The sequence below is a fragment of the Polaromonas sp. P3_B4 genome, from assembly GCF_056402835.1.
The window spans coordinates 2,897,397-2,909,565 of sequence record NZ_JBFUGQ010000001.1 but is presented as its reverse complement, the minus strand read 5'-3'; the positions used below and the strand labels follow the sequence as shown (position 1 = coordinate 2,909,565).

Below are 12,169 nucleotides of genomic sequence, written 5' to 3'. Positions count from 1 at the left end.
GGGCAGGGCAGACTGCCTACAATGGCCGCATGACCTTCCTTCGCTCCACGCCCGCTTCCACCGCCAACAAATCCACTGTCTCGTCCGCTGCGCGGCCGACCACGGAGTCCACATCCGGACGGCTGGAGATTGCCGAAAAGCTGCTGCTGGCGCCTTTCGGCCTCACGCAGGCGCATCTGAGCCGCGCGCTGGGCGAGATCACCTCCCACGGTGCCGATGATGCCGATCTCTACTTTCAGTACACCCGCAGCGAAGGCTGGAGCCTGGAAGAAGGCATCGTGAAAACCGGTTCCTTCAGCATTGACCAGGGCGTGGGCGTGCGCGCTGTCAGTGGCGAAAAGACCGCTTTTGCCTACTCCGATGACATTTCCGAGGCGTCGCTGCTGGATGCGGCACGCACGGTGCGCAGCATTTCTGCCGGCGGCAAGGCTGCCCGCGTCAAGACGGCCGTCCGCAAGGTGGCCGGCAGCCGCTCGCTCTACCAGGGCCTGGACCCGATCGCCACGCTGGACAGCACTGCCAAGGTTCAGTTGCTGGAGAAAGTCGAAAAGCTCGCCAAAGCCAAGGATCCGCGCATCGTGCAGGTGATGGCCGGGCTGGCCAGCGAATACGACGTGGTGATGGTGGCGCGCGCCGACGGCACGCTGGCCGCCGATGTGCGCCCGCTGGTGCGTCTGAGTGTGACGGTGATCGCCGAGCAAAAAGGCCGGCGCGAAGTCGGCTCGGGTGGCGGCGGCGGGCGTTTTGGCCTGGCCTACTTTGACGACGCCCAGATTACCGAATATGTGAACGACGCTGTGAAAGCGGCACTGACCAACCTGGATGCTCGCCCCGCGCCAGCCGGCGAAATGACGGTGGTGCTGGGTTCCGGCTGGCCCGGCATCCTGCTGCACGAAGCCATCGGCCACGGTCTGGAAGGTGATTTCAACCGCAAGGGCTCCAGCGCGTTTTCTGGCAAGATCGGCCAGCGCGTGGCAGCCAAGGGCGTGACGGTGCTGGATGACGGCACAATTGCGGATCGCCGCGGCTCGCTGAACGTGGACGACGAAGGCAACGCCAGCCAGCGCAACGTGCTGATTGAAGACGGCATCCTGAAGGGCTACATCCAGGATTCGCTCAATGCGCGCCTGATGAAGGTCAAGCCCACGGGCAACGGCCGCCGCGAAAGCTACGCCCATGTGCCCATGCCCCGCATGACCAACACCTACATGCTGGGCGGCGACAAGCAGCCCGAAGAAATCGTGGCCAGCATCAAAAAAGGCCTCTACGCCACCAACTTCGGCGGCGGCCAGGTCGACATCACCTCCGGCAAGTTCGTGTTTTCGGCCAGCGAAGCCTTCTGGGTCGAAAACGGCAAGATCCTGTATCCCGTCAAGGGCGCGACGATTGTCGGCAACGGCCCGGACGCGTTGACCCGCGTCACCATGATGGGCAATGACATGGCGCTGGACAGCGGCGTCGGCACCTGCGGCAAGGAAGGCCAGAGCGTTCCGGTGGGCGTGGGTCAGCCGACGCTGCGCATCGACGGCCTGACAGTGGGCGGGACGGCCTGATCCAGCCCGGATTGCCTCTTTTTTGACCTGTGCTACATTTCAGCTTATGAATTCGGCCAAGTTTTACTTCGGTTACTTTTGGTTCTCAAGCGCTTCCGGCGGTAGAGAGATCAACGCGTGACCCGATAAAACGCACCGATTCTCCAAAAACCGCCGGCCTCCGGCGGTTTTTTTTTGCCCGTTCAATTTTTAAATGCCCTGACTTGTGACGACCTGATTGATATCCCGAAAGAAAAGGAAAACAGCGATGAATGCCAAGCCCATCTCCACCAGCGACAACTGGTATGCGAACGTCGAAAAAACCAGCCAGACCGACGACGAACGCATCAAGGACATCACCGTGTTACCCCCTCCCGAGCATCTCATCCGCTTTTTCCCGATCCGCGGCACCGCCGTCGAGACGCTGATCAGCAAAACCCGCAAAAGCATCCACAACATCATCCAGGGCAAGGATGACCGCCTGCTTGTCGTCGTCGGGCCGTGCTCCATCCACGACCCGATGGCTGCGCTGGACTATGCCCGCAAACTCGTCGAGCAGCGCAAGAAGTACGAAGGCACGCTGGAAATCGTGATGCGCGTCTACTTCGAAAAGCCGCGCACCACCGTCGGCTGGAAGGGGTTGATCAACGACCCCTACCTCGACGAAACCTTCCGCATCGACGAAGGCCTGCGCATCGCGCGCCAGCTGCTGATCGACATCAACCGTATCGGCCTGCCTGCCGGCAGCGAATTCCTCGACGTAATCTCGCCGCAATACATCGGTGACCTGATTTCCTGGGGCGCCATCGGTGCGCGCACCACCGAAAGCCAGGTGCACCGTGAGCTGGCTTCGGGCCTGTCGGCGCCCATCGGCTTCAAGAACGGCACCGACGGAAACATCCGCATCGCCACCGATGCCATCCAGGCGGCGGCGCGCGGCCACCACTTTTTGTCGGTGCATAAAAACGGCCAGGTCGCCATCGTGCAGACCAACGGCAACAAGGACTGCCACGTGATTTTGCGCGGCGGCAAGGCGCCCAACTACGACGCGGCTAGCGTCGCGGCGGCTTGCAAGGAGCTCGAAGCCTCCAAGCTGCCGGCCACGCTGATGGTGGATTGCAGCCACGCCAACAGCTCCAAGCAGCATGAAAAGCAGGTCGAAGTGGCACGCGACATCGCAGGCCAGGTGGCCGGCGGCTCGCGCCATGTGTTCGGCCTGATGGTGGAAAGCCACCTCAACCCCGGCGCGCAAAAGTTCACGCCGGGCAAGGACGACTCGAAAGCGCTGGAATACGGTAAAAGCATCACCGACGCCTGCCTGGGCTGGAGCGACTCGCTGGACGTGTTGGAAGTGCTGTCGGCCGCCGTCCTCAAGCGCCGCGCCGGCAAGTAACCCGGCAAGTAAGCCACCGTGCGGGTTTGTGCGAATAGCCGCCAGGCCCGCAAGTCGCCGACCATGAACCCCTGATCAGGAGCCCATCATGCGCAGCGAAGTCAGTGTGACCTTCAAGGACGTGGCGCCCATCCGCCTGGACCTCAACGAAGTGCAGCCCATGCCGCACGATGTGGCAAGGGGGTGGCTGGACGACCAGTTCACGCAAATGGGTTGTGAGCCGCTTCGGCCCACGGGCAAGCTGCTGACCGCCGACAAGGTGGTGGTGGTGGCCCAGGCGGCTGGGCCGGCGAAGTTTGCCGAAGCCAAGTGGGCTCAGGAATTTGCCCGGGCGTCGAGCGCGGCGCTGGGCAAGCCGGTTGTGCATGTAGATGTCACAACATTAAGCATCAGCTTCTAGGTCCCCACGCCTCGCTTTTCTTAAGCAATTTAGGCCTCTAGCCAGTGCCAATCATGCGCTGATTGCTACTAAATTAATAGCAAGATAAGTTTCAGTTCACGGCATTCTCGCCGTCACGCTTTCAGCGCCTGCAGCAGTTTTACGTGAATCCCGCCAAACCCGCCGTTGCTCATGCACAGCAAATGGTCGCCCGGCCGCGCTGCGGCCAGCACCTGCTCGAGCAGTTGGTCAATGGTGCCGGCCACTTGGGCGCGTTCGCCCATGGGGGCCAGCGCGGCGCGCGCATCCCAGTCCAGTCCGCCGGCGTGGCAGAAAGCCAGGTCGGCTTGCTCGAGGCTCCAGGGCAGCTGGGCCGTCATGGCGCCCAGTTTCATGGTGTTGCTGCGCGGCTCGAAGATGGCGAGGATGCGTTCGCTGCCCCGGCCGGCGCTTTGCAGCTGGCGGCGCAGGCCGTCTACCGTGGTGTGGATGGCGGTGGGGTGGTGGGCGAAGTCGTCGTACACGGTGATGTCGCCACCTTTGCGCGGGATCACGCCGCGCACTTCCATGCGGCGTTTGACGTTCTGGAACTCCGCCAGTGCCTGGGCCGCGGCCTCGGGCGCCACGCCCACATGCTCGGCCGCCGCGATGGCGGCCAGCGCATTGAGCTGGTTGTGCACGCCGCTGATGCCCCATTTCACATGGGCCACGGCCTCGCCAGCCTTGAGCACGTGAAAATCGTGCGGCTCGCCGTGGGCCATGAAGCCGCTCTTGTTCAGCAGGCCGTTGCCGAAGAGCAGTTGCTCACTCCAGCAGCCTTGGGCCAGCACGCGCTGCAGGCTGGCTTCGGCGGCATTGACGACCACGCGGCCTTGCGAAGGCACGGTACGCACCAGATGGTGGAACTGCCGTTCGATGGCCGCCAGGTCGTCAAAAATGTCGGCGTGGTCGAACTCAAGGTTGTTCAGGATGGCCGTGCGTGGGCGGTAATGCACGAACTTGCTGCGTTTGTCGAAAAAGGCCGTGTCGTATTCGTCGGCTTCAATGACAAAGGTATTGCCTTCGCCCAGCCGGGCGGATACACCGAAGTTCAGCGGCACGCCGCCGACCAGGAAACCCGGTTTCAGCCCGGCAGCTTCGAGAATCCAGGCCAGCATGGCCGTGGTGGTGGTCTTCCCGTGCGTGCCGGCCACTGCCAGCACATGGCGTGGCCCGGTCGGGTGGTGGGTCGGGTGGTGCAGCACGTGGCCCGAGAGCCATTGCGGGCCGCTGGTGTAGGGTTTGCCGCTGTTCAGAATGGCTTCCATGAGCGGATATTTCGCGCTGCCATCGGCAAGCCGGGCACGGGACACCACGTTGCCGACCACGAACACGTCGGGCTCGAAGGCCATCTGGTCGGCGCCGTAGCCCTCGATCAGCTCAATCCCCAAACCGCGCAGCTGGTCGCTCATGGGCGGATAGACGCCGGTGTCGCAGCCTGTCACTTTGTGCCCGGCTTCCCGCGCCAGGGCGGCCAGGCCCCCCATGAAGGTGCCGCAGATTCCCAGAATATGTATGTGCATGGCCTGTATTCTAGGCAGGGCTATCCGCGGGCCCCACAGACCTGGATCCGGTGGCTGCGCGGAAATTCAAGGAAAAAGCGCCTCCTGGTCAATGTGGACGGGCGCAACCAGCTATTGATTTCATAGCAACAGGGTGTGCCGTGGGCCGGGGTGAACTTTAGCGTCTGGCGGGAACCCAACCCGGGGCACAATCGCTTCGCCCGCACCCGTATCATTTATCCGCATCACCCATTGACCTTCGATTTGGCCTTGCCTGGTCGAAGCCAGCCGATCTTGACACCTCATACCCTTAAATCCGAAATCGCCGCCACGGCCGCCGCGCTGGTGGTGGAAGAAGGGCTGGAATATGGTCCGGCCAAACGCCGCGCCGTCAAACAGATGGCATTGCCCGCCCGTACCGAACTGCCGGGCAATGACGAGCTGGAAGACGCTGTCCGCGAATACATCGCGCTTTTCTGTGCCGACACCCAGCCCGCCGAGCTGGCAGCGCTGCGTGAACTGGCGCTGGTCTGGATGGAACGGCTAGTGCAATTTCGGCCCTACCTGGGCGGCGCCGTCTGGCACGGTACGGCCACGCGGCTGTCCGACATCTATATCCAGCTGTTTTGCGATGACCCCAAATCAGCCGAAATTGCCCTGATTGAGCACAATGTGGACTACGAGCCGCGTACCGTGACCGGTTTTACCGGTGACAGCGTGGAAGCGCTCAGCTTGCGAAGTGTGTGCAAACCTCTGAACGAAACCGTGGGCGTGCACCTGATGGTGTACGACCACGACGACCTGCGCGGTGCCCTGCGGCCCGACGCCAAAGGCCGGACCCCGCGGGGCGACTTGGCTGCCGTGCAAAAATTGCTCTCCCCCCAACCCGGAACTTCAGACACGTGAATCGCAGAAACATGCTTTATGGCAGCGTCGCCGCCTTGGCTGGCCTCGCCGGCGCAGGCGTCGCCTGGTGGAAATTCCAGCCTCACGCGGTGGATGAAAAAGTGGTGGCGCCCACTCCCGGCAGTACATCTGGCAGCGCGACCGACGCATTCTGGAGCCTGAACTTCGACACGCCCGACGGCAAGAACCTGTCCATGAGCAGCTTTCGCGGCAAGCTGCTGTTGGTAAATTTCTGGGCCACCTGGTGCCCGCCCTGTGTGGAGGAGTTGCCATTATTGGATTACTTCTACCAGGAAAATCGCGATAAAAACCTGCAAGTGCTGGGTTTGGCTGTCGACCAGCCCAGCGCGGTGCGAACCTGGCTGCAAACCAAGCCGCTGCATTTTCCGGTCGGCATGGCCGGTCTGGGCGGAACCGATCTCAGCAAATCGCTGGGAAATCTCGCAGGCAGCCTGCCTTTTACCGCGGTGTTCAGCGCTTCCGGCGAACTGCTTCATCGCAAGATCGGCAAAGTCCTGCCGGAAGACCTGGCGCTCTGGGCCAAGCTCAATTAGCGGCAGAACATTGCTGATGGGCCGTGCTGCATCGAAACCTTCGGTAACAGCCGGGAACAGCTTCTAACGGCATCTTCCGCGGGGTTTTTGAGGCAGAGCGGCCAGCCGCCAGACGGTGGGGAATGGCCTCCGGCTTGATGTACACTCTGCGCTTTCCCGGGGTAAGCCGCCTGGCTCGTCCCCGCAGTAATTAACTGATAAGCGCTTTAAAGCGTAAAAGCAGAAAGTAAGTGAAAAAAGAAGGAAGATCGGTGGCCGCGTCAAGTGCCTTCCGTTTCCAGCCTTTCAGTCAAAAAAGCTGCGCCGAGATCCCGCGCCAGCATCTACCGTCGTTGGAGAGAACCTATGGATTTAAGAAAACTCAAGACCCTGATTGACCTCGTCTCAGAGTCCAACGTCTCCGAGCTGGAGATCACTGAAGCCGAAGGCAAGGTGCGTATTGTCAAATCCAGCGGCGCTCCCCTGGTGATGCAGCAGCCGGTTGCCATGGTAGCAGCTCCCGCAGCGGCGCCCGCGGCCGGCGCGCCTGCCGCACCGGTTGCCGAAGCAGCGCCCGCTGCCCCCGCCGGCCATGCCGTCAAGTCGCCCATGGTGGGCACTTTTTATCGCTCTGCCAGCCCCGGCGCCAAGCCTTTTGTCGAACTCGGCAGCGTCATCAAGGAAGGCGAAACCATCTGCATCATCGAGGCCATGAAGATTCTCAACGAGATCGAAGCCGACAAATCGGGCACCGTCACCAAGATCCTTTCGGAAAACGGCCAGGCTGTCGAATACGGCCAACCCCTCTTCATCATTGAGTAAGCGGGCGCCTTGCCTCCTTTCCAAACCAGGCTTACCGACGCATGTTCAAGAAAATACTGATCGCCAACAGGGGTGAGATTGCCCTGCGCATCCAGCGCGCCTGCCGCGAACTCGGCGTGAAGGCCGTGATGGTCTATTCCGAAGCTGACCGCGAGGCCAAATACATCAAGCTGGCCGACGAGTCGGTCTGCATCGGCCCGGCGCCTTCCAAAGACAGCTACCTCAACATGCCCGCCATCATCTCGGCCGCCGAGGTGACGGATGCTGAAGCCATCCACCCCGGATACGGTTTCCTGAGTGAAAACGCCGACTTCGCCGAGCGCGTGGAAAAAAGCGGCTTCAAGTTCATCGGCCCCACGCCGGAGTCGATCCGCATCATGGGCGACAAGGTCTCGGCCAAGCAGACCATGATCAAGGCCGGTGTGCCCTGTGTACCTGGCTCCGAAGGCGCCTTGCCCGATGACCCGGTCGTCATCAAGCGCACTGCCAAGCAGGTCGGCTACCCCGTCATCATCAAGGCGGCCGGCGGCGGCGGCGGGCGCGGCATGCGCGTGGTGCACACCGAAGCGGCTTTGCTGCACGCGGTGCAGACCACCAAGGCCGAAGCCGGCGCGGCCTTCGGCAATCCCGAGGTCTACATGGAGAAATTCCTGCAGAACCCGCGGCACATCGAAATCCAGATCCTGGCCGACCAGCACAAAAACGCGGTCTGGTTGGGTGAGCGCGATTGCTCCATGCAGCGCCGCCACCAGAAAGTCATTGAAGAAGCGCCGGCACCGGGCATCCCCCGCAAGCTGATTGAGCGCATCGGCGAGCGCTGCGTCGCGGCCGTCAAGAAAATCGGCTACCGCGGTGCGGGCACCTTTGAGTTCCTCTACGAAAACGGCGAGTTCTACTTCATCGAGATGAACACACGTGTCCAGGTCGAGCATCCGGTCACCGAATGGATCACCGGCGTGGACATCGTGCGCACCCAGATCATGGTGGCGGCCGGTGAAAAGCTGCCTTTTGCCCAGCGCGATATCCAGCTCAAAGGCCATTCAATCGAATGCCGCATCAACGCGGAAGATCCCTACAAGTTTGTCCCTTCGCCGGGCCGTATCACGACCTGGCACACACCGGGTGGGCCGGGTGTGCGGGTGGACTCGCACATTTACGCCAACTATTTTGTACCGCCCAACTATGACTCGATGATCGGCAAGATCATCGTGCACGGCGATACGCGCGAGCAGGCGCTGGCCCGCATGAGCACGGCGCTGGCTGAAACCGTGGTGGAAGGCATCAACACCAATATCCCGCTGCACCGCGAGCTGATGGTGGATGCCAAGTTCATGGACGGCGGCACCAACATTCACTACCTTGAAGAGTGGTTGTCAAAGCGAGAGCGTTAGCCCCCACGGTGGATGTGGCCCCCACGGTCGCTCACTTCGTGTAGCTTCCTGCCCCCCGAGGGGGCCGCTGCGCCTGCGGCCCGGCAAAGCCGGTTCCGCGGCCCCTGCTTGCAAGGGTCGCCATTGTCGAAACCAACCAGTGCGCCTAAACCATGTTTGAACTGATCCTGCTGGCCCCTGTCGATGAAGTCGAAACCCTCAGCGAGGCGCTTGACGCGCTGGATGCGCTCAGCGTGTCGGTGGAAGACGCCGACGCGCAGACGCCGGCTGAGCAGGCGCTGTTTGGTGAGCCTGACATGCCGCCGCCCAAGCCGGGTTGGGAGCGTTCGCGCATCGTTTCAATGTTTGCCACCGAAGCCTTGGCACGAGACGCGGCCGGTGTGCTGGCGGCGCAAGATTTCTTTGCCGGCTGCAGCGTGGTGGCTGTTCAGCCTGTGCCGGAACAAGACTGGGTGCGCCTGACGCAGTCGCAGTTCACCCCGGTGGACATCACGCCCGAATTCTGGATCGTGCCGACCTGGCATGAGCCGCCTGCCGAGGCCAAACAAGTCATTCGCCTGGACCCGGGGCTGGCCTTCGGCACCGGAACCCATCCCACTACGCGCATGTGCCTGCGATGGATTGCAAGCCAGGGCTCAGACGGAAAAGATCTAGGTCGTGTCCTCGACTACGGCTGCGGCTCGGGCATCCTGGCCATTGGTGCGGCCAAGTTCGGCGGGCTGGACATCGACGCTGTCGATATCGACCCGGCTGCCGTAGAGTCGACGCGCGCCAATGCCGAAGCCAACCATGTGGCGCTCAACGCTGGCTTGCCCGACAAGGCGTCCGGTCAATACCGGACCGTGCTGGCCAACATCCTGGCCACACCGCTGAAAGTGCTGGCACCGCTGCTGTGCGCACATGTCGAAAAGGGCGGCCATCTCGTGTTGGCCGGCATTCTGGAGCGCCAGGCTGAAGAACTGAAAGAGGCCTACGCACCCTATTGCCAGCTCACCGTGCACGATGCGCAAGAAGGCTGGATCTTGATGACCGCCGGCTTCTGAGCCGGCTCAACCCGGTGCCTGGCGGTTTTCAGGCCGTCAGCGGGGGTGAGCCCCCTACAATACAGCGCTAAATGAGCCTGATTACGCGCTGCCCCGCATGTGGCACGATGTTCAAAGTCGTGACCGACCAACTCAAAGTCTCACAGGGCTGGGTGCGATGCGGGCATTGCGCTGAAGTCTTTGATGCGTCCGCGCATCTGCTGCCGCGTGACATGGCATCGCCCGTGCCCGCCGTACCGTTTGCGGTCGCGGACACCGAACCCATGCCGCTGCCGGAATTTGTCCCTTCTGCGCCGGCGCCGCCAGTCGTGGCTGTTGCCGCTGCTGCGGACCCACAGAAATGGGCGCCGGCCAGGTCATTTGCCGACCGGGTGCCGCTAAGGCCTTCCGGCACTGGCCCTGCCGATGCGCAGGACAGTGCGGCTGATTTTGACCCTGTACGCTGGAAGCGGGCTCAACAGGAACGTCAGCAGGATCCGATGGAACTGCCCGATAGCGTGTTGCCGGATGAGCCGCCAGCCCGCCGGCCGGTGATGGTGCGTCCGGCGGTCGATGATGATTCCAGTTTTGCCTTTTCGGACGTGGACTCCGGCATGCCGGATTCGCGCGTGGAGCACGATGTGTCTTTTGTGCGGGAGGCCAAGCGCAAGGCGTTCTGGAAACGGCCGCTGACCCGGTGGACTATGGCCTTGTTATCCCTGCTGCTGCTGGCCGTGCTGGTCTTGCAGTGGGCTGTCCAGCAAAGGGACACGCTGGCCGCCCTGGAGCCCCGGCTCGTGCCGGCGCTTCAGGGTATTTGCGGCCAGTTGCACTGTGACATTCGTGCGCCGCGGCATATCGAGTCGCTGGTCATAGACAGCTCCACCTTCAACCGCATCGGCCCTGATGCCTATCGCCTCAGTTTTACGCTCAAAAACACGGGTGTGACGCTGCTGGAAATGCCTTCCCTGGAAGTGACCCTGACCGATTCGCAGGACCAGGCCGTGGTGCGCCGCATCCTGACGCCGGCACAGTTTGGCGCCAAATCGCCGACCCTGGCCCCCCGCTCCGAAATGCCCGGCCTGGTCATCATGAAAATATCCGGTGATCCGGACACTGCAGCTGCAGCGTCGCCGCCGTCTTCTGCGCCGGCGGCTCCCTTGCGAGTGGCTGGCTATCGTGTCCTGGTTTTTTACCCCTGATTGAAACGAGAGAACTGAATGTCTGCTGTTATTTGTGGCTCCCTGGCGTTTGACACCATCATGACCTTTGAGGGGCGCTTTTCGGAGCAGATACTGCCCGATCAACTGCATATTCTGAATGTGTCGTTTCTGGTGCCGGCGCTGCGCCGTGAATTTGGCGGCTGCGCCGGCAACATCGCCTACAGCCTGCAGCAGCTTGGCGGCAAGCCGCTACCCATGGCCACGGTCGGCAGCGACGGCGCTGAGTACGTGGAGCGCATGAAGACGCTGGGCATCAGCACGGAATTTGTGCGGCAGGTGGGCGACACCTACACCGCCCAGGCGATGATCATGACCGACCGGGACAACAACCAGATCACGGCTTTTCATCCGGGTGCCATGATGCAGGCCCATGTCACCCGCATTGACGCACGCGATGACATCAAGCTGGGCATTATCTCGCCTGACGGGCGCGATGCCATGCTGCAGCATGCCGAGCAGTTCAAGCTGGCTGGTATCCCCTTCGTTTTTGATCCAGGCCAGGGCCTTCCCATGTTTGACGGCAAGGAGCTTTCCCACTTTGTGGAACTTTCCACCTGGGTGACCGTCAACGATTACGAGGCCAAAATGCTGTGTGACCGCACGGGCCTGTCATGCGCCGAATTGTCCCGCCGGGTGCAGGGCCTGGTGGTGACGTTGGGCGCGGAAGGTTGCGAGGTCTGGATTGGCGGCGAGAAAACCCTCGTGCCGCCGGTGAAAGCCGAAACTGTGGTCGACCCGACGGGATGCGGCGATGCCTTTCGCGGCGCTTTGCTGTTTGGCCTGGAAAAAGGCTGGGCGCTGGACCGCTGCGCCGCGCTGGGCAACCGGGTAGGTGCACACAAGATCGCGACGCGCGGCGGCCAGAACTACACGCTGAATTCAGAGAAAATCGGCGATTGAGCGTGACTGGACGGGCGCAAGAAGCTATCGAATTAATAGCTACGCCCCCTTTCGCCTACTTCTCGCGGCGCTTTACGCGGGGCTATGGCTCGCGGTGGTCCAGTGCTTTCAGCCATTCATTCCACGCAGCCTGGCTTGCCGCTGCAGCGCTGACGCGCAACTGCTTGCGCCTTGAAGCCTCTCCGCGGGCCAGCGTGACCGCCTGCTGCGGAACGCCGAGGCAACCGGCCAGCCACTTCACCAGCGCCTGATTGGCTTTGCCGTCCACGGGCGGTGCCTGCAGCCGCAGGCGCAGCGCCTGCTGGCCGGCCTCTCCATGCAGGCCCATCATCTCGGTTTTGGCGGCGTTGGGCACCACATGGATGTCGATCAGAACGTCCCCATTCTTTTCCCGTCGCAGAAAAGGAAGTTCGGGCAGCGCGGGGAACGGTTTCATGGCTGGAGTGGTCCGGCGGCGGTAAACAGGGGTCAGGGGTGTCAATTGTGGATGGCCTCAGGAACGGCCCAGCCATGAAAAAAGCCCGACA

The 12,169-nt window shown here is 62.3% G+C and carries 12 protein-coding genes; 10 read left to right on the top strand and 2 right to left on the bottom strand.

All coding sequences use genetic code 11. From position 1 onward, the window contains the following. The first annotated feature begins 29 nt into the window (after positions 1-29). From tldD to AC1DVV_RS13840, 3 genes are all read left to right on the top strand, one after another. Positions 30-1,553, top strand: coding sequence for a metalloprotease TldD (tldD, locus tag AC1DVV_RS13850; RefSeq protein ID WP_477666632.1), 1,524 nt, complete (start codon positions 30-32; stop codon positions 1,551-1,553). Between the two features lie 247 nt (positions 1,554-1,800). Beyond that, the gene (locus tag AC1DVV_RS13845) at positions 1,801-2,925 is read left to right on the top strand and encodes a 3-deoxy-7-phosphoheptulonate synthase (RefSeq protein WP_457281078.1); all 1,125 of its coding nucleotides are present in this window, start codon (positions 1,801-1,803) and stop codon (positions 2,923-2,925) included. 88 nt (positions 2,926-3,013) lie between these two features. Beyond that, positions 3,014-3,325, top strand: a complete 312-nt coding sequence (locus AC1DVV_RS13840; RefSeq protein WP_477666633.1) for a hypothetical protein — start codon at positions 3,014-3,016, stop codon at positions 3,323-3,325. 113 nt (positions 3,326-3,438) lie between these two features. Here AC1DVV_RS13840 and mpl read toward each other — a convergent pair whose 3' ends face one another. Then, a complete protein-coding gene (gene mpl / locus AC1DVV_RS13835; RefSeq protein ID WP_457281076.1) occupies positions 3,439-4,866 on the bottom strand; it encodes a UDP-N-acetylmuramate:L-alanyl-gamma-D-glutamyl-meso-diaminopimelate ligase in 1,428 nt (475 codons plus the stop codon). Positions 4,867-5,139: 273 nt separating this feature from the next. On the opposite strand from mpl, the gene AC1DVV_RS13830 reads away from it, so the two are divergent. The 7 genes from AC1DVV_RS13830 to AC1DVV_RS13800 all read left to right on the top strand — a co-directional run bounded on the left by AC1DVV_RS13830 (position 5,140) and on the right by AC1DVV_RS13800 (position 11,642). Further along, positions 5,140-5,751 carry a hypothetical protein gene (locus AC1DVV_RS13830; protein WP_457281075.1) on the top strand — a complete coding sequence of 204 codons (612 nt, stop codon included), beginning with the start codon at positions 5,140-5,142 and terminating at the stop codon, positions 5,749-5,751. Beyond that, positions 5,748-6,305 carry a TlpA disulfide reductase family protein gene (locus AC1DVV_RS13825; protein WP_477702012.1) on the top strand — a complete coding sequence of 186 codons (558 nt, stop codon included), beginning with the start codon at positions 5,748-5,750 and terminating at the stop codon, positions 6,303-6,305. Before AC1DVV_RS13830 ends, AC1DVV_RS13825 begins: the two co-directional genes overlap by 4 nt. 345 nt (positions 6,306-6,650) lie before the next feature. Next, on the top strand, positions 6,651-7,106 hold the full coding sequence (accB, locus tag AC1DVV_RS13820) for an acetyl-CoA carboxylase biotin carboxyl carrier protein (protein WP_457281073.1): 456 nt from the start codon (positions 6,651-6,653) through the stop codon (positions 7,104-7,106). A gap of 41 nt (positions 7,107-7,147) precedes the next feature. Continuing rightward, positions 7,148-8,497, top strand: coding sequence for an acetyl-CoA carboxylase biotin carboxylase subunit (gene accC, locus AC1DVV_RS13815; protein WP_457281072.1), 1,350 nt, complete (start codon positions 7,148-7,150; stop codon positions 8,495-8,497). Between the two features lie 152 nt (positions 8,498-8,649). Beyond that, positions 8,650-9,540 carry a 50S ribosomal protein L11 methyltransferase gene (gene prmA, locus AC1DVV_RS13810; protein WP_477666634.1) on the top strand — a complete coding sequence of 297 codons (891 nt, stop codon included), beginning with the start codon at positions 8,650-8,652 and terminating at the stop codon, positions 9,538-9,540. Between the two features lie 71 nt (positions 9,541-9,611). Beyond that, entirely contained in the window at positions 9,612-10,721 is a 1,110-nt protein-coding gene (locus AC1DVV_RS13805; protein WP_457281071.1) for a DUF3426 domain-containing protein, read from the top strand. Between the two features lie 18 nt (positions 10,722-10,739). Further along, the gene (locus tag AC1DVV_RS13800; RefSeq protein ID WP_457281070.1) at positions 10,740-11,642 is read left to right on the top strand and encodes a carbohydrate kinase family protein; all 903 of its coding nucleotides are present in this window, start codon (positions 10,740-10,742) and stop codon (positions 11,640-11,642) included. Between the two features lie 82 nt (positions 11,643-11,724). Here AC1DVV_RS13800 and AC1DVV_RS13795 read toward each other — a convergent pair whose 3' ends face one another. After that, positions 11,725-12,078, bottom strand: coding sequence for a DUF167 domain-containing protein (locus tag AC1DVV_RS13795; RefSeq protein WP_457281069.1), 354 nt, complete (start codon positions 12,076-12,078; stop codon positions 11,725-11,727). Positions 12,079-12,169 lie beyond the last annotated feature (91 nt).

Excerpts from the sequence above, each read along its gene's own strand:
- tldD (WP_477666632.1), top strand. The coding sequence starts at position 30 with ATGACCTTCCTTCGCTCCACGCCCGCTTCCACCGCCAACAAATCCACT.
- AC1DVV_RS13795 (WP_457281069.1), bottom strand. The coding sequence starts at position 12,078 with ATGAAACCGTTCCCCGCGCTGCCCGAACTTCCTTTTCTGCGACGGGAA.
- AC1DVV_RS13845 (WP_457281078.1), top strand. The coding sequence starts at position 1,801 with ATGAATGCCAAGCCCATCTCCACCAGCGACAACTGGTATGCGAACGTC.
- AC1DVV_RS13800 (WP_457281070.1), top strand. The coding sequence starts at position 10,740 with ATGTCTGCTGTTATTTGTGGCTCCCTGGCGTTTGACACCATCATGACC.
- accB (WP_457281073.1), top strand. The coding sequence starts at position 6,651 with ATGGATTTAAGAAAACTCAAGACCCTGATTGACCTCGTCTCAGAGTCC.
- AC1DVV_RS13805 (WP_457281071.1), top strand. The coding sequence starts at position 9,612 with ATGAGCCTGATTACGCGCTGCCCCGCATGTGGCACGATGTTCAAAGTC.
- prmA (WP_477666634.1), top strand. The coding sequence starts at position 8,650 with ATGTTTGAACTGATCCTGCTGGCCCCTGTCGATGAAGTCGAAACCCTC.
- AC1DVV_RS13840 (WP_477666633.1), top strand. The coding sequence starts at position 3,014 with ATGCGCAGCGAAGTCAGTGTGACCTTCAAGGACGTGGCGCCCATCCGC.
- mpl (WP_457281076.1), bottom strand. The coding sequence starts at position 4,866 with ATGCACATACATATTCTGGGAATCTGCGGCACCTTCATGGGGGGCCTG.
- accC (WP_457281072.1), top strand. The coding sequence starts at position 7,148 with ATGTTCAAGAAAATACTGATCGCCAACAGGGGTGAGATTGCCCTGCGC.